Annotated in this window: 16 protein-coding genes and 1 tRNA gene; 13 read left to right on the forward strand and 4 right to left on the reverse strand. The window is 35.5% G+C overall.

Annotated features, from left to right (window positions below; all coding sequences use genetic code 11):
* Positions 1–286: 286 nt before the first annotated feature.
* A complete protein-coding gene (locus tag BMY14_RS15590) occupies positions 287–1507 on the reverse strand; it encodes a hypothetical protein (protein ID WP_091833792.1) in 1221 nt (406 codons plus the stop codon).
* A gap of 287 nt (positions 1508–1794) precedes the next feature.
* Here BMY14_RS15590 and BMY14_RS15595 point away from each other — a divergent pair, with 287 nt between their 5' ends.
* The 4 genes from BMY14_RS15595 (at position 1795) to BMY14_RS15605 (ending at position 6352) form a co-directional block, all read left to right on the forward strand.
* On the forward strand, positions 1795–3801 hold the full coding sequence (locus BMY14_RS15595; RefSeq protein ID WP_091833795.1) for a hypothetical protein: 2007 nt from the start codon (positions 1795–1797) through the stop codon (positions 3799–3801).
* Positions 3802–3823: 22 nt separating this feature from the next.
* Positions 3824–4456 (forward strand): hypothetical protein, encoded by a 633-nt coding sequence (locus BMY14_RS15600; RefSeq protein WP_091833798.1) that lies wholly within the window; start codon positions 3824–3826, stop codon positions 4454–4456.
* 91 nt (positions 4457–4547) lie between these two features.
* A complete protein-coding gene (locus BMY14_RS20650; RefSeq protein ID WP_177177623.1) occupies positions 4548–4709 on the forward strand; it encodes a hypothetical protein in 162 nt (53 codons plus the stop codon).
* Complete coding sequence (locus BMY14_RS15605) at positions 4706–6352, forward strand: recombinase family protein (protein WP_091833801.1); 1647 nt, start codon at positions 4706–4708, stop codon at positions 6350–6352. Before BMY14_RS20650 ends, BMY14_RS15605 begins: the two co-directional genes overlap by 4 nt.
* A 182-nt stretch (positions 6353–6534) precedes the next feature.
* Here BMY14_RS15605 and BMY14_RS15610 read toward each other — a convergent pair.
* Positions 6535–6610: transfer RNA gene (locus BMY14_RS15610), tRNA-Ala, on the reverse strand.
* A gap of 252 nt (positions 6611–6862) precedes the next feature.
* Here BMY14_RS15610 and BMY14_RS15615 point away from each other — a divergent pair.
* On the forward strand, positions 6863–7492 hold the full coding sequence (locus BMY14_RS15615) for a glucosaminidase domain-containing protein (RefSeq protein ID WP_091833804.1): 630 nt from the start codon (positions 6863–6865) through the stop codon (positions 7490–7492).
* A gap of 49 nt (positions 7493–7541) precedes the next feature.
* Here the strand turns inward: BMY14_RS15615 and BMY14_RS15620 are convergent, their stop codons facing one another.
* A complete protein-coding gene (locus BMY14_RS15620; RefSeq protein ID WP_091833807.1) occupies positions 7542–8639 on the reverse strand; it encodes a metallophosphoesterase in 1098 nt (365 codons plus the stop codon).
* A 288-nt stretch (positions 8640–8927) separates the two neighbouring features.
* Between BMY14_RS15620 and BMY14_RS15625 the strand changes: the two genes are divergently transcribed.
* Positions 8928–9884 (forward strand): bifunctional metallophosphatase/5'-nucleotidase, encoded by a 957-nt coding sequence (locus BMY14_RS15625; protein ID WP_091833810.1) that lies wholly within the window; start codon positions 8928–8930, stop codon positions 9882–9884.
* 93 nt (positions 9885–9977) lie between these two features.
* Here the strand turns inward: BMY14_RS15625 and BMY14_RS15630 are convergent, their stop codons facing one another.
* A complete protein-coding gene (locus BMY14_RS15630; protein WP_218144919.1) occupies positions 9978–10493 on the reverse strand; it encodes a ClbS/DfsB family four-helix bundle protein in 516 nt (171 codons plus the stop codon).
* Between the two features lie 534 nt (positions 10494–11027).
* Between BMY14_RS15630 and serS the strand changes: the two genes are divergently transcribed.
* The 7 genes from serS (at position 11028) to manZ (ending at position 19496) form a co-directional block, all read left to right on the forward strand.
* Positions 11028–12305: a serine--tRNA ligase gene (serS, locus tag BMY14_RS15635; protein ID WP_091833815.1), complete on the forward strand. Its 1278-nt coding sequence runs from the start codon at positions 11028–11030 to the stop codon at positions 12303–12305.
* Positions 12306–12420: 115 nt separating this feature from the next.
* Positions 12421–13245, forward strand: coding sequence for a YdcF family protein (locus BMY14_RS15640; protein WP_245741447.1), 825 nt, complete (start codon positions 12421–12423; stop codon positions 13243–13245).
* A gap of 549 nt (positions 13246–13794) precedes the next feature.
* Complete coding sequence (locus BMY14_RS15645) at positions 13795–16584, forward strand: sigma-54-dependent transcriptional regulator (protein WP_091833820.1); 2790 nt, start codon at positions 13795–13797, stop codon at positions 16582–16584.
* Between the two features lie 262 nt (positions 16585–16846).
* Complete coding sequence (locus BMY14_RS15650; protein WP_091833823.1) at positions 16847–17278, forward strand: PTS sugar transporter subunit IIA; 432 nt, start codon at positions 16847–16849, stop codon at positions 17276–17278.
* A 76-nt stretch (positions 17279–17354) separates the two neighbouring features.
* Positions 17355–17843 (forward strand): PTS sugar transporter subunit IIB, encoded by a 489-nt coding sequence (locus tag BMY14_RS15655; protein WP_091833826.1) that lies wholly within the window; start codon positions 17355–17357, stop codon positions 17841–17843.
* Between the two features lie 28 nt (positions 17844–17871).
* The gene (locus BMY14_RS15660; protein WP_091833829.1) at positions 17872–18654 is read left to right on the forward strand and encodes a PTS mannose/fructose/sorbose transporter subunit IIC; all 783 of its coding nucleotides are present in this window, start codon (positions 17872–17874) and stop codon (positions 18652–18654) included.
* Positions 18655–18674: 20 nt separating this feature from the next.
* A complete protein-coding gene (manZ, locus tag BMY14_RS15665) occupies positions 18675–19496 on the forward strand; it encodes a PTS mannose transporter subunit IID (protein ID WP_091833832.1) in 822 nt (273 codons plus the stop codon).
* Positions 19497–19553 lie beyond the last annotated feature (57 nt).

Consider the following 19553-nt stretch of genomic DNA (forward strand, 5'->3'; position numbering starts at 1 on the left):
TTGTTCGGTTACGCGTTTTGCTTTAGGGAATGGTTGATTGAAATCTTCGATTGCCAAATACTTGCGCACCGTTTTGCGATCACAAGAAAAGGTTTTTGCAATTTGTGAAATATTGAGACCTTCCTCAAAGAACGCTTTTCTGATATAATCAATTTGGGTCATTGTGAGCATCCTCCAGTCCTCCCCCGTTAGTGTTTTGTCACCTAATAAGGGTAGGTTATTTGGTTCTTGTTCGCAATGGCTTTTTGCATTTTTGAGGAATTCTGTTTTGCATAAGTGGGGATTTTTATTTGCAACTTTGTCCTATTTCATTATGCCATAAACAATCCCCATTGTTTTTCCTTGAAAAATAAGAAATATCTGTTTTTAAAAGCATAGCTAATTCTTTTTTTCGGATGCCTAATTTTGCTATTATCATATCAAGATTTAAAACAGGTGTTTTTTTTGTTGTTAATAATGGAATATCATCACAGAAAAGATAACTTTCAGCGGTAATAGATAGGATGGTATCAAGGTGTTGTTCTAAATTGGATGTTAAAGGGATGGCGTCACAGGTGAAATTGGTGAAAATATCTGTCGTTTGAGTAAGCTGTGGATTTGCCAAATAGTCTTTTATAATAGTCCTTAATGTATAATAACTTAAAGGTGTATAGTTAATGATTGCTCCAGTTTTATTGAATTGGTATAACTTAAAAGGTAAATCCCTTTTCGATGGTAAAGAAAGGGTGCAGCTATGAAGTCTACAGTATAGTGAAAGTCTTGTTTTTATAAGATCGGACAAGTATTGTGAAGTTGATAGGATATTTGCATTGATAAAACTCAATGCAAATATTTGTTCTTCATTTAAACATGGATACAGTAAATATTGTATAGATAAAATCTCATGGTAAATAACGTTAACTTCTTTCAATCGGGAGAGGTGTTTATCACATATGTCTTTGATAGGGATACTAGTAGATACCTTCACTGAATCAAGAGCAGTTAATTCATTTTTGTATTTTAAAACTTTGGAAAGTGCGATGGCATCATTTTGATTTTTGAAAGGCTGCTTTTTTATATTATTTAATAAAGATAATAGTTCTTTAAATTTATTGGTACGATCAGTAAAAACGTTGCATTTTTTATTTTGAATATCTTGATTAATATGGGATAGAAGATCCTTGATTTTATCAGCGTTTTCTTGTATGGTGCTATAGCTTGGATCATCTATAAATAAGGTACTAATTTTATCTAGCTCATTTTGTATGGAGTATAAAGAAGTACTAATAGAGCGTTGAAGCTCAGCAATGTCATTTCTGAAAGAAACTGTAACCTTTGCAAATAGTTTTTTTTGAAACTCTTTATATTTTTCAAGCACTTCTAATTGATGGCATGCCATAATTTCTAAGTCTTCATCTGATAGCATCAAAGCTAAAAATTTTTCTCGCATGGAGTATGGAATAGAAGAATAACCAGACTCTAGATAGTCTTTAAAAATTACGTTAAGATGAAAAAGTTGCTTGTTCATAAGACGCCTCGTTTCTTAGAAATAGTAAGGAATTTGTAAAATCGCAAATAATTATACCTTAATATTGAAAATTTTTATAGATTAAAAAAATATTATGTGGTTTATTCAGAGCTTACCAGTATTTACGCAATAAAATTTGAATATTTTGATAAAAAGATAAAAGTATTGAAAATAAAGGAATTTGAAGAAAAAATAGCATAGAGAATAAAAAAAATTTTAACCATATTATTTGTTATACTTGGTTTCATAGCCGGTTAAATAGTTATGTGAAAGAGAGTTGAAATAAAATGGCAGAGAAAGAGCAAAAAGAAAAGTTGAAGTTTGAATTAGAAACTAATCCCTATACTTGTGCAAAAGCATTGGAACAGATAGCAGATATTATAGCAATAAAGCCTGATTTGTATGAGAATCCCTATGAAAAACCGAAAGAGATAAAAAATGAGTATGTTGATATAGTTGACTATTCTCAAGAAAACGGACTGAAGTTGCATTTTCAAAGCGGAGGATATGGAAAACGGCGAACATCTATGGATTATTCTTTGGGACATAGAGTTGGTGAAAAATTCTATGAAACCTCAAAAGAACTGTGTCTATGGAATGATGGTGATATTCAAAAACTATGCAATTTCAAGATTGAATTACAAGAAAAACAAGTTCATATATATGAAAATTTAGCAGAAGTTGATATGATCAAATTTTCTGTCGTTGGGAAAGCTCATTCATTTATAATAGAGTCGGAAAAAACTGATACTATTTTGGATATGATTCTGAAGAAATATCCGCAATTATGCGTGAATGCTGCTCAAAAACAAAATTCTAAGGCGTATTTCAGAGAATATATAGCAGATTTGTTTTCACAAAAAGAGGTGGAAAAAACAACTAAGATGTATCATTTTGATGGGTGGTATTTAGTTGATGGTGCAATGCAGTATTTGTCAGCATCCATGCCAACCTGTATTTCGGAAACATACATTCCATATATTTCTAAGGAAGATTTTGTATCTGTCTATCAAAAAGGAATATCATTTTTGACAGTTGCGAGACCTATAAAAAATAATGATGGAGAAGTTGACGTAGTATCAACTTTGCAACCCATTTTACCTTTGTTTTTGTATGTGCATTTAGCCCATGCTGCTAAGTTGTTTCAAGATGCTGGGCGAGATCTGCAATTTGTTTTGGCTTGCATCGGTGAATCTGGTTCATTAAAAACATCAGTTGCCAAAACTTTAGTTTTACCGTTTATGAATGATGAGTACTTGAATTTTCAGTCTACACCTAGAGCTATTGAATTGTACAGAAAAAAAGCTAAAAATAAGGTGATGTTGCTAGACGATATTTATTCTAGCCAAGATCGAGGTGCAATAGAGAAGTTTGAAAATGTATTACGCTGTTTTGGCGATGGAGTAGGGAGATCAAAATCAGATGCTACATTTAATCAACTTGAATCGATTAGTGTTTTGGGCGGTTGTGTTATAACTGCGGAACAAGACCTAGGATCACAGCAATCATCGGCGCTCAGATATGTAACCACAAAGGTTAATCGAGACAGTTTTGATTCTAATATCCTATTAGAGTATCAAAAAAATAGTCGGATAGCAAAACGTGATAAAGAAAATTCATGGATGCAAATGTATTTTGGGGCCTGGATTCGTTATTTAGAAGCAAATTATTTAGACTCAGTGGCGTTCATTACAGCATTTGAAGAACCCTTATTAAAGATTAAATTCAAGCGTGCTGAAAGAAACTTTCAATTATTGGCGACAGTTGCAAAACTTGTAATGAACTTTGGGCTAGAAGTGGGAGCCTTATCCAAAGATGAAGTAGAATCTACGTATCAGGTTTGGAGAGAAGTCTTAATTGCAGTAGCCATGTATAATCAGGAGACTGCAGTAATTGCTGAACCGTACCAAATATGGTTGCAGTATTTGGAACAGGGAATTGCCTCTGGGGTAATAACTATTGCTGAAACCAGAAAAAAATATGAGCAAAGTGGTAGCCAACAATACTTTGGCTATTATGACAAAGAACGGTATATGTTTGATCCTGATAAAATTTTTATTGGCGTAAAGACGGCAATACAATTGGCAGGAAAGACCCTGCTTTCTGATAGTACGGGTATTTATAAGAAGCTTTTTGAACTAGGGCTTATTGAAGGCTACATTGCACAAAGAAGTGGACATGGTGCTATTCGAAATCGTTATTTTAAACGCGTCAAGATGAATGGCAGCATGATGAGTGTTTTAGTTGTAAATATTAGTAAGCTAAAACAAACACTAGAGGATTTTTATAAATAATATTATAAAGGCGGGTACTTTTATGAATAATGATATGAAATTTTTAGTTGTCTCTATAAAAAACTTGGCACTTTGCCAGAGCTATAACAATTTGTTCAATGCATTAATGTTTAGGCGTGATTATCCGTGTGTGGTGTATTCATCAGACTCGGTTGAGCTTTTACATTTTTTGGCACGACAAGGGTCATCACGGATGTATTACATGCAGCAGTCAAGTGAGTGCAAAAAATTGGTTGTTCCGCCTGTATCTGCAGGATGTTACGCTATAGAAACAAGAGTAGATAATATGATTAACCCTAAAAATCTTATTTCAGTGGATGGTATCAGCTACGGCACTTGGGCAATAAGTGGCATTAATGGTTTTGCTATTGCTTCTACTATTGAAGAGCTGATAACGGTATTGGCATCGCAGAAGCTTGTTTATGCAATTGCGGTATGGTGTGGTACAGAGGACAAGGCTTTGGCTGTAGCCAGAAGAGAATATGTGCGGCGCTTTTTCCAACGTTATAGTGCAGAAGATGAAGAGCCACCAATTCCGATGATGGTTGTGAGTAGTTTTGTCGACAAGTTTTTCAGCGAACGAGAATTGCGATTGGGAAAATTACCTAATTCACAAAAAAAGCTTCTTGAAAAGTTATATCAGATTGGCTGGTGATTTTTAAATCATTTGCAAAGTAGCTAAATGGACATTGTTACTACTAGAATTTAGATCAATTTATGAAATTTATTATCAAGGAGGAATTGATATGCAACTATTGAAAAAGTGTTTTGTTATTCCGCATAAGCGAAAGACGGAGTTTCCGATAGTAGAGAAACAGATTATCGAATCCATTGATCTTCCGGTTGAAAAAATTATTTTAAAAATCATGTCAAGGATTTATGCCGAGGGAAGAAGGGCTGCCTCATGAGTCTTATTGATCGGTTAAGGAAGGAGGCGCGTGGAGAGCCGCTTAAGGCGGCTCTCTATGCCCGGTTTTCTAGTGATAATCAGCGGAATGAGTCAATCGATGCACAGATTCGATCTATTCAAACTTTTGCGAAGGCACAGGACATTGTGTTGGTTGAAGAATATGTTGATCGCGCTAAATCGGCTACAACTGATGACCGACCGGAGTTTCAGCGAATGGTTAAAGACTCAGCTAAAAGTGCTTTTCAATTGGTATTGGTGCACAAGCTTGATCGCTTTGCTCGTAACCGTAGTGATAGCATGATTTATCGTATGAAACTTCGCAAAAACAGGGTTTCATTGTTAAGCGTGTTGGAGCCGTTAGACGAAGATAGACCAGAATCCATTATATTGGAATCTGTGCTTGAAGGAATGGCTGAATTTTATAGTAAGAACTTGGCACGTGAGGTTCGAAAGGGGTTAAAAGAAAATGCTTTAAAATGCCGACACACAGGAGGGTCACCGCCGTTAGGTTATGATGTGGATAAGGTAACGCGTAAACTCGTGATTAATGAGCAGGAAGCAATTGCGGTAAGGTTGATTTTTCAGATGGTCTTAGATGGTAGCGGATATAATGCAATTCTTTTGAAACTCAAGTGTGATGGCTATAAGACAAAAGCAAAGCGTGATTTTGGAAAAAATTCTTTATACGAGATATTACACAACTTGAAATATAAGGGATGGTATGTTTACAACCGGACGGCTGGTCGTGATCCCTATACAAATAAGAGAAATTCTCATTTGAAAAATTCACCGGAGGATATGATTATCAAACCAGGTGGTGTACCGGCAATTGTATCTGAAGACGATTTTGATCGAGTGCAGCAGTTATTGGAACGTCGTAAACATCACAGTTACGAATCAAAGCGTAATAAAGAAAAATACTTGTTGGCAGGAAAGATTTTTTGTGGAACGTGTGGCTGTGCTTATGTGGGGAATCGAAAAAACTCTGTAGGGAATCGACGACCGAATATTACGTATCGCTGCAATAACCGGGGGAGACGTACAGTTTCAGCCTGTAAGAACCGCGAGGTTAATCGTGACTACGTGGAGTCTTTCGTACTGGAAAAAATTGAGAATGCAATTTTCAATAAGCGCATGGTTGGAATTGTTTTGGATCAGTTCCAAGAGTATATTCGGAAAAAGAACATGGAGAAAAGTGAAACGCTGCATCGTTTGGAAAAAATGATTCAAGATTGTGAGAAAAAGCAGGGTAATCTGTCGGACATTTTGGCTGACGGCGTCGATAAGCTTCAACAAAACCTATTGCTATCAAAGCTTGAGAAAATTGAGCATGATAAACTCGAGTTGCAAGGGCGGCTGGAACAGGAAAAAGCAGCGCTGTGTATTAATATTCCAGATAAGCGAGAGTTAGAAGAATGCTTTATTAAAGCTAGAATGATGTTTAGAAATAAAACTCTTATAGAAATGAAACAATTAATCAATTTATATGTTGAGAAGGTTCTTGTATATGAGGACGAGATTCAGGTAATTCTGAATCTCGTCCCTTCTTTTTATAGGCATGATTTCACGAAAAAGGTTTATACAATTAGCAGAGATGAACTGCGGCATTTTCAAGGACGAAAAAAAGAAAAAATATTATAAAAATCTGAATAATCTGTTTTATTATTCAAACAGGAACTATCTTTAAATAAATGAAAATAAAATTGAGTTTTCTGAATACACTTTTATGCAAAAAAATACGAAGTAATCTGATTTAAAGTAGATTACTTCGTGTTTTTATACCGAAATTACACAAATAAATGTATAATTTTTGTGGTTACTGTTGGTGGAGACGAAGAGGATTGAACTCTCGACCCCCAGATTGCGAACCTGGTGCTCTCCCAGCTGAGCTACGTCCCCGTTGGATAAACTAGAATACTTTTATAGTTTACTCCTGTTTTTGGAAATTTACAAGTTGATTTTGGGAGAAATTTCCGGATTGAAGGCTATTTTTTCTAAGAAAGCAGGGTTATTTGTATAGCAAATAAGTTATGGGGCTTTCATTTTTCCTGTATTTAAATGCTGTCTTGTGATAGGATTTAAATACAATAAAAATCAAAGCCTCCTGCTTCTTATAATAGGTGACTTTTGATGATAGGGTGGAGTATATGTATGAGGTTGATACAAAAAAAGAAATTTATCGGGGCGGTTGTATTGCTTTTGGCTACTGCTTTAGGAATTATTTATTGGCAAATAAAAGAAAAACCAAGTGAACAGCCCAAAATTCAGGAGGAAATTACGATTTTAGGAGAGACAGAAGTGCCGCCGGAAAAAATGATCGCCTATATCAAAAATAAGAATCCAGGAACAAAACTAAATTGTAGTATCGAGGAATTGGTTCGTCTTTATTATGAAGAAGGTAAAACGGAAGGTGTGCGTGCTGATTTGGCACTTTGCCAAGCTATCAAGGAAACTGGCTGTTTTGCCTATGGCAAAGATGTTATTCCCACGCAGAATAATTATTGCGGTTTAGGGACGACCGGTGGCGGAGTACAAGGTGTTTTTTTTGCAACACCCAAAGATGGTATACGGGCTCATATCCAACATCTTTTGGCTTATGCAACAACTCGTTCGCCGCGAAAAAAACTTGTAGATCCTCGGTATATATTAATTAAAGACAAACATCCGGAGATTTTTGGTAAGATAAATACCTGGGTCGGTTTAAATGGTAAATGGGCTGTTCCAGGCAAAAATTATGGCCAGGAAATTTTAAATATATTAGAAGAAGCAAAAAAAATGTAAAAAAATCGGTCTATGCTAGTGAGTTTCATTTTCTGGCATAGACCGATTTTTAATTATTCTTTATCTCAATGATTACAATTTCGGGAGCAGGCCCTATCCGCACCGGAATTCCCCAAAAGCCGTAGCCGTTTGAGACAATTGTTAACATATTGCCAAACATTTTACTGCCGTAATCTAAGTCATATATCTTTTTTGTAATTATGCGATGTGGAAAAAATTGTCCGGCATGGGTATGACCAGCCAAATAAAGATCGTAACCAGCAGCAGCGGCTTCACGAATTCGCCATGGTTCATGATCTACAAGGATATTAAGAATTTTATTATCTTGTAGAGGAACTTTATTTCTAGGATTGAAAATGAAATCATCTAAACCAACAATCTGGATCAAACCTTCAATCAAAACAGATTTATCTTTTAAAAATTGAATAGTAGGAGCTAGAATTTGTTGTTCTTTGTTTATATCGCCGCCATAATAATCGTGGTTGCCATATACAGCATAGGTTCCCAAGGCAGACTTGATTTTTTTTAGATTTTCATAGCTTTTGTCTTTTAGAACGAATTCAAGGTTACCATCAATAATGTCTCCACCTAAAATCACGATATCAGGCTGTATGGTATTGATTTTTCCAGTGAGTTTTTTGCTGAAGTTTTTCCCTAAAATAGTTCCGAGATGTATATCACTAATAAAGGCAATACGGATATTTTTAGGTAAAGGTTTGTTCGTAAGCAGAGTGGCTTTTCGATAAACTGGATGAAAAGCATTCCATGTGCCCAGCGTAATCACGATTACAATGAAGAGAAACGATCCAATAGAAAAATAAGGCGAAACTATTTTCCAATCCATTGCTTGCGGGAACAATAAGCTTACTCCAGAGAAAATAAAATATAGCAGCAAAAAGCCCAACGAATAGTAGCAAAAAATAAACCAAAAACCACCAATGATCGATAATAGTTTCGTTAGTAAACGTGGCAAATGTTTTTCAGCAACGTTTGGCACAACGAAAGTCAAAGGTGCGAGCAAAAAAATAGCGAGTGTCCAGGTCGGCTGTAAAAATGATAACCCTTGTCGGTACATAAACCATTCGCCAAGACCTCCTGCCATGCCAATTATGCCAATAAATATGAAAAAACTAAGACGATGTTTCATGGATAAACGATCACTCCTTAATAACCAAACTACACTCTTATATTATATAAGTTGCATTAACTATTCCTGGCAGCCTTATAAGTTAGTCGTAATTTATTTAATATATATATAATAATACTTTGAGTTAACTCTAATGCAAGCGTTTTTGTAAAAGTTTAACTTTTGAAGATTTGCTGTAAAGGTATATAATTTTCATTCTTTCAAATTTACGCAAATTTAATAAAATAATAACACAAAAATCATTATAAAAATGGTAAGCTTTTTATAATAAATAAGGGGGCCTGGAAAATGCGATATTTTAATATAAAACAAATTGTTTTGCTGGTAGGAACAATTATTCTAATGAGTTTATCAAGTCAAGTCTCTTTTGCCAAGGAACAACCGCAATTTTATCATCTTACCATTATCCATACCAATGATTTTCATGATTATGATCCGTATGCTTTGGCTAGAAAAGCAACGCTTATTAAGCAGATACGAGCTGAGACTGATAATGTTTTGCTTGTAGATGCAGGTGATCTTTATACGCGCGGACCTTATCATAAAATTTTTTATGGTGAGATGGAAATGGCAGCTTATAATGCTATGCATTATGATGCCTGGGAACTTGGCAATAATGAATTTAAAGGCGATCCAGATCCTGTTATTGCGGATCAGAAACTTTATAATTTGGTAAAGCAGGCACAGTTTCCTACCTTATGTTCCAATATTAAAACAGCGGATGATCAATACTTGCCAGGTGTAAAACCTTATACGATAAAACCTATGCAAGGCTTAAACATTGGCATTTTGGGTGTTTCATCAATAAAGGTGAAAAACTATCCACAGGCAGTCAATAAGGTGGTTGAAAATCCAGTAGAAGCAGCTCAAAAATTACTGCCTGAAGTGCAAGCCCAATCAGATATTCAGATTATTTTATCACATGCGGGTTTGTCTGCTGATGTACAGATGGATATGAAGTTAGCGGATCGTGGTGTTGCATTGATTGTTGGTGCAGATGACCATTATGTTATCAGTCAGCCTATTTATCGTACAGGCGGAATTCCTATTGTGCAAGCAGGCGGCGAGGATAATATATATTTGGGACGAGTCGATTTAACCTTCGAAAAGAAAGAAGGAAAATGGGTATTAATTGGGCATAAAGGTCGACTGTATCCAATTACCAAGGATATTTCGCTGGAACCCAATATTAAAGCAATTATTGATCGTTATCTATCCAGTATAAAAAAACAGGCCGCAGCTTAGTCAGAATTTTTTTATAAAGTAAATTTTATGCAAAGATGATACTCAGCTTATGTAAATACTACTTGGAAGATTGCCGATGGAATTAGTATATGTCTAAATATTAGTATATATATTTTTTTTCCACTTTCTAATTTTGGGTCTAAAGTTTTTAAACGGTGCAACAGAATTGATATGAATCCATTTCCACAGCGGCCAATTTGCTTTCGTTACAGTCCATTTTCGCATATTTGGTGTAAAAAGTTCTTCCTCAGTTAAAAGCTCAATCCAATTACACCAAGCGTTTACGCTATTTTTAAATAAAAGACGTAATTCGTCAAGAGAATGTTCTGCATACTTTGTATAAAAAGATTGATAGAGTAATCCAAGCTGATTCCATTTATATTCCGGGGATGGAGTAATAACCAGTTTACCGTCTAGTTCACTTTGTTCCCATTCCATAATTAAATTTAACCAGCCTGTTTGATAGGCAAGCATTTCTTGTGGGGTCTTATCAACTTCTTCAATATGTAAGTTGAATTTTTCTGCAGGGACAGTATCAAATTCTTGATCAAAAAGGTGATAACTCTTTTTTATTTCGACGAGTAATTCTTCTTTGTTTTGATAGTTCACGGTAATACCTCTTTTCGTGTAGTGCAGGTTATTTTAAATCGTTTTTTTATGTTATAAGAAAGATTCGTTAAAATAGAAATAACTCACTAAGGGCAATGCCAGTTTATAAAAGAAATTTTATAATGTCAATGTATTTGTCGCAAAGAGATATGGGAAAGTTGTTCATTATAAGAAGCCATTCATTGTAATTTTTATCTAATTGTGATAAAAAAGAATAAGGTTGAAAATAAAGATCAGAATGTGTATAATGAGGAAAATGTATTGGTATACTTGGCCATGAGAAAAGATATAGTTTATAACTCTGGGCAGAGAATCGGTGATTTGGTGTGAACCGAAGAGAGTTTAAGCTGTTCCGCTTTTTGAGCTATCGATGATGAATCGAAGGGACATGCCCTTTATAGCATGTTTGAGTGGTCAGACTAGATGCTGGCAATTTGGGTGGCAACGCGGACTCCTTCCGTCCCATATAATAAAATTATATGGTCGGGGGGAGTATTTTTTTATAAAAAATAGATAAATTTAGGAGGGAAACACATGATAGATATAAAAATTTTACGAAAAAATCCAGAATTGGTAAAGAACAATATTAAGAAGAAATTTCAATATGATAAATTACAATTGGTTGATGAAATCATTGAATTGGATCGACAATTTCGTGAAGCTAAAGGTCAAGCAGATTTTCTTAGAAGTCAGAGAAATTCTATAAGTCGGGAAATTGGTATCCTTATGGAGCAAAGTCAAAGAACTGTAGTCGAACAAAAAAAAATAAAAGTTGCTGCTGTCACGGAAGAAATGCAACATTTGAAAATACAACAAGAAACACTTTTTGATCAAATTCAGGGTAAAATGTTACAAATCCCCAATATTATTGATTCGTCGGTCCCCATAGGTCGAGATGATAGTGAAAATAAAGAAATTGAACGTTTTGGTGAGCCTGCTGTGCCTGACTTTGAAGTTCCATACCATGTGGATATAATGGAGAAACGGAATGGTATTGATCTTGATAGTGCAAGAAAAGTAAGTGGAACTGGCTTTTATTATCTCTGTGGTGATGTTGCACGGTTACACTCAGCGATTCTTTCTTATGCGAGAGATTTTATGATTGATAGAGGGTTTACCTATTATATTCCGCCATTTATGATACGCAGCAATGTAGTAGCTGGCGTAATGAGCTTTTCTGAAATGGAAAATATGATGTATAAAATTGAAGGTGAAGACTTATATCTGGTTGGTACTAGTGAACATTCCATGATTGGAAAGTTTATGGATACAATTTTAGGTGAAGACCAACTCCCACAGACTTTAACGAGTTATTCTCCTTGCTTTCGAAAAGAAGTTGGTTCTCATGGGATTGAAGAACGTGGTGTATATAGAATTCATCAGTTTGAAAAACAAGAAATGATTGTTGTCTGCAAACCAGAAGAGAGTTTTTGTTGGTTTGAAACACTATATAAAAATACAGTTGATCTTTTTCGATCTTTGGATATCCCAGTACGTACTGTAGAATGTTGTTCTGGTGATTTGGCAGATTTAAAAATAAAAAGTGTTGATGTAGAAGCATGGTCTCCACGGCAACAAAAGTATTTTGAAGTTGGAAGTTGTTCTAATTTAGGTGATGCACAAGCACGCCGGCTTGGTATTCGTATTAAAAACAAGACAAATGAAAAATATTTCCCGCATACTCTGAATAACACGGTTGTGGCACCACCACGTATGTTGATTGCATTTTTGGAAAATAATCTGGCGGCAGATGGGAACATTAAGATACCACAACCTTTAAGAATGTATATGGGAGGAAAATCGAGTATTTAAAAACTCAGGTTTAGGTTTTAAATTCAGTGAATAAAAGAACCGGGTATATTTTAAATTGTTGGGTAGAGGTTTGTTCATAGTAGTATATATACATTAGCTTGAAGGGGAAATGTATTTGCTACAGAACAAAATGTATGGAGATGATAAGATGAATACGGAACAAATTCAACAGGCTGTTAATGAAATATCTGCCTTTCTGGCGGTGAGAGATCTTGATGATTTAGATTATAAAGCTTTAGAAAAGGTCGCTGGCTTAAAAAAAGTCGATGTATTGGTGTTATTAGGAAACTCTATTCCCTATACGATTCAATGTGCAGCAACTGCATATAAAAATAACCTATGTGATCGAATTCTCATTAATGGCGGCATTGGACATTCAACTGAAATATTAAGACAACAGATAAGAAAAAATGAAAAATTTGCTGATATTGAAGTTGCAAATCGAGCCGAAGGCGATATTTTTTTTGACATTATGACTAAAATTTATCATATTCCCGCGAATAAGATTCTAGTAGAAAATAAATCTACGAATTGTGGCGATAATGCATTCAAAGCAATTGCGCTTTTAGATCAATTAAATATAAAATACAGAGCACTCCTTTTAATCCAAGATCCTACGATGCAACTCAGAACCTATGCATCTTTTTTGAAATACACGGAGCATCAACACGTGCAAATTCTAAACTATGCACCCTTTGTTCCTGTTGTAGATCATAACTTAAAACTGATAAATAAAGACATCAATGGGATTTGGAATGAACAAAGATATTTAGAGCTCATTATGGGGGAGATACCAAGATTGAAAGATGATATGAATGGCTATGGTCCTTGTGGAAAAAATTACATTGCCCATGTCGATGTGCCGCAGCAAATAGAAGCGCAGTATCATAAGTTGAAATCATTTTTCAATGAGGATCTATCTGAGCGGAGTATATTCTAGGTTTCGTGATATTTTGATTGATGTGATTTGATTTTTATATAAAATAAAAAACGTAAAAATGTGATATAGATTGGCAATCAAAAGCCATACCTATATCATTTTTTTTTACTTGAAATAAGAGCATTAAAGGGTTATAATTGTATAAAATTTAATTATTTTTGTATAAGATGTAAATATGTAAGTTTTGCTGCTTGCTAATATTGCGATAGCAAATCATAGCGATGATTTAAGTGTGCAAATGTTAGAAGCTTTATAAGGCGACTGGACTAACTTATATTGTTGGTTTTAGCCGTCTGTTTTTGTGCAACAAAAAATGTAAATATTTATAAAAACCCATAGAGATGAATTATGTGCGAAGTCGCTGATTCGAGAGACGTCTTATATCGATGAATAAAAGGGGACTAATTATACCTTTAGAGATATGGTTCATTCATGTATCAGGAATCTTTTAACAGTGCAGTATCATGCGATACATATTGATTAAATTAAGAGCTTTGTGAAATGCTGAAAAGAAACAGCAACTTAAAAAATAATGAAAGAGGTGACACTATGAAACGTATGGATAAAATTTATCAATATATACAAGAACGATCTAAGTCTTATTCAAGCGAAGAGATCCAAGGCAGGATTGGTGTTGAAGCTGCTGAGATTTCGCAAGCGTTGCAGATTATGCGAAGTAATGTCAGTCGTGAACTGAATAACTTGTATCGAGATGGGAAAATCCTTAAGTTTTCTGGACGTCCTGTTTTATATTTTGATAGAGAAATATTTGAACAGACCAAGGGCGTGACATTACCTCTTGAAATTGAAGAATTAGCTACAGTTGAAAGTGGTGTAACCTCTGCTAAAAAACTTACCATACAAAAAAGTGGATTTGATTGTTTAATTGGTTCGGATGGCAGCTTGAAAAAACAAATTGAACAAGCTAAGGCAGCGATTTTGTATCCGCCTCATGGTTTACATACGCTGATTGTCGGACAGACAGGTGTGGGGAAAACCTTGTTTGCCCATATGATGTATGAGTATGGTAAAACAATCGGGAAATTCAGTGAGCAATCTCCGTTTATTATTTTTAACTGTGCGGATTATTATAACAACCCTCAGTTGTTAATTTCACATATCTTTGGTCATATCAAAGGAGCCTTTACCGGTGCTGACAGTGCGAAACCTGGTTTGGTGGAATCCGCAGATAATGGAATATTATTTCTTGACGAAATTCATCGTTTACCTCCTGAGGGGCAGGAAATGCTGTTTTATTTTATGGATACAGGAACTTTTAATCGATTGGGCGAAACAACGCGAAGTCGTCAAGCAACAGTCCTCATTATTGGAGCGACAACAGAAAATCCTGATTCTGTTCTTACCAAAACATTTATCCGTCGTATCCCCAGCATTATAAAAATCCAGCCTTTAGCAGATCGGTCAATGGAGGAAAAACTTGATATCATTAAATTGTTGCTGGCAAATGAGGTTCATTCGATTCAAAAACCCGTAAAGATTAGCGTGGAAGCATTAAAAGCGTTGATTGGTAATATAGGAGTCGGTAATGTTGGACAGATGAAGTCCAATATCAAATTATTATGTGCGCAAGCTTTTTTGAATGGTATTGATAATCCCAATTATATAGAAATTGACTTTAAACTTCTTCCGGCTTCTGTAAAATCTGGTTTATTAGCACTTAGCTCCAATCGACGAGAATTGGCTCTTGTGAGCCAATATATTAACGAAGCGTTGTTTATCTCGCCAAATGACCAAAAACTTCCGATGGAAGAAACAGAAGATACATCCTTTAATTTATACCATCTCGTCGATAAAAAAATAAAGACGCTTAAAAGTGAAAACATTCAAAGTGCAGTTATTAAACAGATTATTGCCGCAGATGTTAATGCTTATATAAAATCATTTTGCAATCAACAAGATGATTTTAATATGTCTGTGCAGGACCGTTTGCTAAAAATCATTGATTATGATTTAATCGATTTTACCGAAGAGATTGCTACGATTGTTCAAAAACACTTAAAGATAAGTTCACTGGATCGTTTTCTTTATGCTTTTAGCCTTCACTTAAGCGTGTTTTTTAAGCGAATCAAATCACAGCAACCGCTTTCGAGTCATGCAATTGAAGGTACCGTAAGTAAGGATACTGAAGAATTTCATTTGGCGATGGAAATTAAACAAAAAATTGAAGAATACTATCATATAATAGTCCCTCCGGCAGAAATAGAATACTTTGCAATGCTGCTTAATTCATTAAAAGAAGAAGATGATGATGAAAAAATCATTATCATTGTGGTTATGCATGGGGTTCATACGGCTACTTCTATGACGGATGTGGCACAGAAGCTTTTGAACGTGCAGTTGAAAAATTTAATTGTTTTTGATATGCCAATCGAGGTACAGCCGCAGGTGATATTTAGTAAAATAATGGAACGTCTCCAAACTATGAATTGCCATAAGGGAATTTTATTATTAGCCGATATGGGGTCAATTATTAATTTTGGTCCGATGATCACAGAACAACTTAAAATTCCCGTTAAAATGCTGGATATGGTTTCTACGCCGTTAGTATTAGAAGCTATACGTAAAGCTGATGTAGCGGGGATTAGTTTGAATGCGGTTTATGACTCGCTGAACAATTTCAAAGGCTATGAAAGCAGTGCTGAAGATTTGCCCGCAGAACACGTTAAACATCCTGAGGTCATTGTTACGATTTGCGCATCAGGCAAAGGAACAGCCGAAAAACTGCAAAAAATTCTAGAAAATATCTTGCCGACTATTACGCCGCGCCCAATCAAGGTACTACCAGTCGGACTTTATAAAGTACAGGAATCTATAGCAGAAATATCGAAAGAATATCGAATCATCGCAGTTGTTGGTGTTGCAAATCCAAAATGTGATATTCCATTTATACCATTAGAACAGGTAATTGATGGTGAAGTTGAAAATATTTTACGAACTTTAATTGGTATTGGAGGTTCACGAAAGGCACCACCTAAAAACTTGGTTTTACGTAGTTTTTGTGAAGAAAGTTTAGTGGAAATGCTCACCTATTTAAATCCGGCTAAAATTCTTGACACACTATTAAAATTTGATAGTTTGTTAGAATCTCACCTTGGCTATCAATTGACAAATCCACAGCGAATTCGTCTGTTGGTTCATTGCGGGTGTGCTTTAGAAAGAATGATCATGAAAACGGGTCTGGTCTACGATGAACAAGAATATCCACCGATTAACACGCAAAAATTACAGTGTGTCAATATGGCAGCAACAGTATTCGAAAAAACAATTAAGATTGTTTTAACCAGAGATGAAAAGGCATTTATTGCTTCTATGATATAAAATTATTATTTTTCATAGAGATAAGTCAAGATTATCCGTTTAGGCTATTTTTAGTATGTTGTAATCCCGTTTATAGAATGTCACGATTGAATTTAGTGTGTCATTTTTATGGATAGGATAGTAAGATAACATGCTAAAAATAGCCTTTTTTGATGTGACACACAAGTTGGCATGCTACTTGCGACAATAAATAGTGTACGTTATTTTAAAGCTTTCATAACAAATCAAAGTTTGTCTTGAAAGGTGTATAGGAGGCTGCTTTATGCTGGCAATCATTATAGGAACACACGGATATTTTGCTGAAGAACTTTTAAAAACGGCTGAAATGATTTTTGGCCCAGCAAGTAATATCAAAGCCATCCATCTTATTCCGGGAAAAGGGGTGGAAGATTTAGTCAAAGAATACAAACAGGCTATTGTTGAAATGGATACGACAGATGGAGTCATTTTTCTAAATGATCTGTTTGGCGGCAGTCCGTATAACGCAGCTTGTCGTGTTGCAATGGAATCCGATGATTATGGTATTGCGGCAGGAGTGAATCTTCCCATGCTGATTGATATGCTGAGTTTGCAATCCTTGGCTGAAAAAACATCAATCTTGGAAGTCACAAATCGAGCAATCGCGGCCGGACATTCCGGTTTGAATTTTTTTCATCGTACATTATTAGCTGAGCAGGTTGAAGATGAACTGTAAATTAAGATAATCAAAAAGCAGCCCCAAAAATTTCATGTGGAATTTTAAGTAAGATTTTTAATCGGAGGTCAAAAAAATGAAAATCAGTTTTGTTAGAATCGATGATCGTTTGATTCATGGACAAGTTGCTACGGTATGGGTAAAAGCGTATGACTGTAATCGTATTATGTGCTGTAGTGATGAAGTAGCTAAAGATGAACTAAGAAAGCAACTTGTATTACAAGTTACACCGCCCGGGCTTAAGGCATATATTCTTCCTATTCAAAAAGCAATTGAAGCTTTTAACAATCCGAAATATGATAGTTTCAATACATTTTTTCTGTTTACAAATCCAACCGATGTATTGCGTATGGTTGAAGCTGGTATTCCTTTTGAGAGTGTAAATCTTGGCGGTATGCGGTATGTTGATGGAAAAACACAGATATCACAAGCCGTTTCTGTTAATGAACAGGATATCGCAGCTTTGAAAAAGCTTGATGAAAAAGGCGTTAAACTCGAACTGCGCCAACTCGCTAAAGACCCTAAAATAAATGTCATAGAAAAATTAAAATCTATGAATTTATGATATTTAAACAAAAGAAGGAGCGATTTTCATGACAACTGGAACTCTTATTTTATTAATTATTGTTGCTGCAATTTCTGGTATGGGAAGCGTGCTGGATGAGGCACAGACTCATCGCCCGCTCATATCTTGCACATTGGTAGGTCTTGTCCTTGGTGATATAACAACTGGTATTATTTTAGGTGGTACTTTGGAAATGTTAGCGCTTGGCTGGATGAATGTTGGTGCCGCCATGGCTCCTGATGCAGCATTAGCTAGTGTTATATCGGCTATTCTTGTCATTGTTGGGCATCAATCCATTGGTGCTGGTATTGCTGTTGCTATACCACTCGCAGCAGCTGGTCAGGTATTAACTATTTTTGTTCGAACCATTACCGTATTTTTTCAACATCTTGCTGATAAATATGCAGCGGAAGGTAGTACTCGCGGCATTGAAATGTGTCATTTTATGGGACTTTTACTGCAGGGAATCCGTGTTGCAGTACCAGCTGCACTTGTTGGTATGGTAGCAGGAACGGATACAGTTAATGCACTTTTGGCATCGATTCCTGAAGTAATCACGCGTGGATTGCAAGTATCTGGTGGGTTTATCGTTGTAGTCGGATATGCAATGGTTATCAATATGATGAATGCTAAATCGTTGATGCCATTTTTCTTTTTAGGTTTCTTACTAGCCGTTTTTACAAACATCAATTTAATCGGATTTGGAGCCGTTGGTTTAATTTGTGCTTATTTCCATGTAAAGTCACTGGCTCGTGAGTTAAACTCGGGTACAGGCGGCGACAATACAATCGATGACTCAGATTTAATGTAATTATTTAAGGAGGATGTATCATGGCTGAAAAAAAATTAACTAAAAGTGATTTAGTTGCTATATTTATTCGTTCCAACTTTTTATTGGGTTCCTTCAATTTTGAAAGAATGCAGGCTATCGGGTTTTGTGTTTCAATGATCCCGGCATTGAAAAAACTTTATAAAGGCGAAGAATTAAAGTCTGCATTAAAACGTCATCTTGAATTTTTTAACACACAGCCATTTCTGGCAACACCAATTATGGGGATTATCGCTGCGATGGAAGAGCAAAAAGCAAATGGTGCCGACATTAGTGAAGGCGCTATTAGTGGCGTGAAGATCGGCCTGATTGGACCGCTTGCTGGTGTTGGTGATCCTATTTTTTGGGGTACACTTCGTCCAGTACTCGCAGCACTGGGAGCTGGTATTGCACTTACAGGTAGTTTGCTCGGACCACTGGTTTTCTTTATCGCTTTTAACGTAATCCGTTTAGCCACAAACTGGTATGGTGTTATGTATGGTTATTCCAAAGGCACACAACTCGTTACAGATATGGGTGGTAATAAACTTAGATATTTAACAGAAGGATCTTCGGTTCTCGGACTTTTAGTTATGGGGGCACTTGTTGCCAAATGGACGACTGTAAATATGCCTTTTGTTTTATCAACCTATGTTGCCAGTGATGGCAAACAAGTTGTGACCACGATTCAAACGGTACTTGACAGCTTAATGCCTAGCATTGTTCCGCTCTTAATGACATTTATCTGCATGTACCTTCTTAAAAAAGGATTGAATCCGCTTGTAATTATTTTAGGATTATTTGTTATCGGTATTGCAGGTTATGCTGTTGGTCTATTCGCATAATTGATTATTACTTACTAAAAAATGCATCTTTACCTTATTGGTAAAGATGCATTTTTT

Source organism: Propionispira arboris, from assembly GCF_900109225.1.
Taxonomy (GTDB): Bacteria; Bacillota; Negativicutes; order Selenomonadales; family Selenomonadaceae; genus Propionispira; species Propionispira arboris.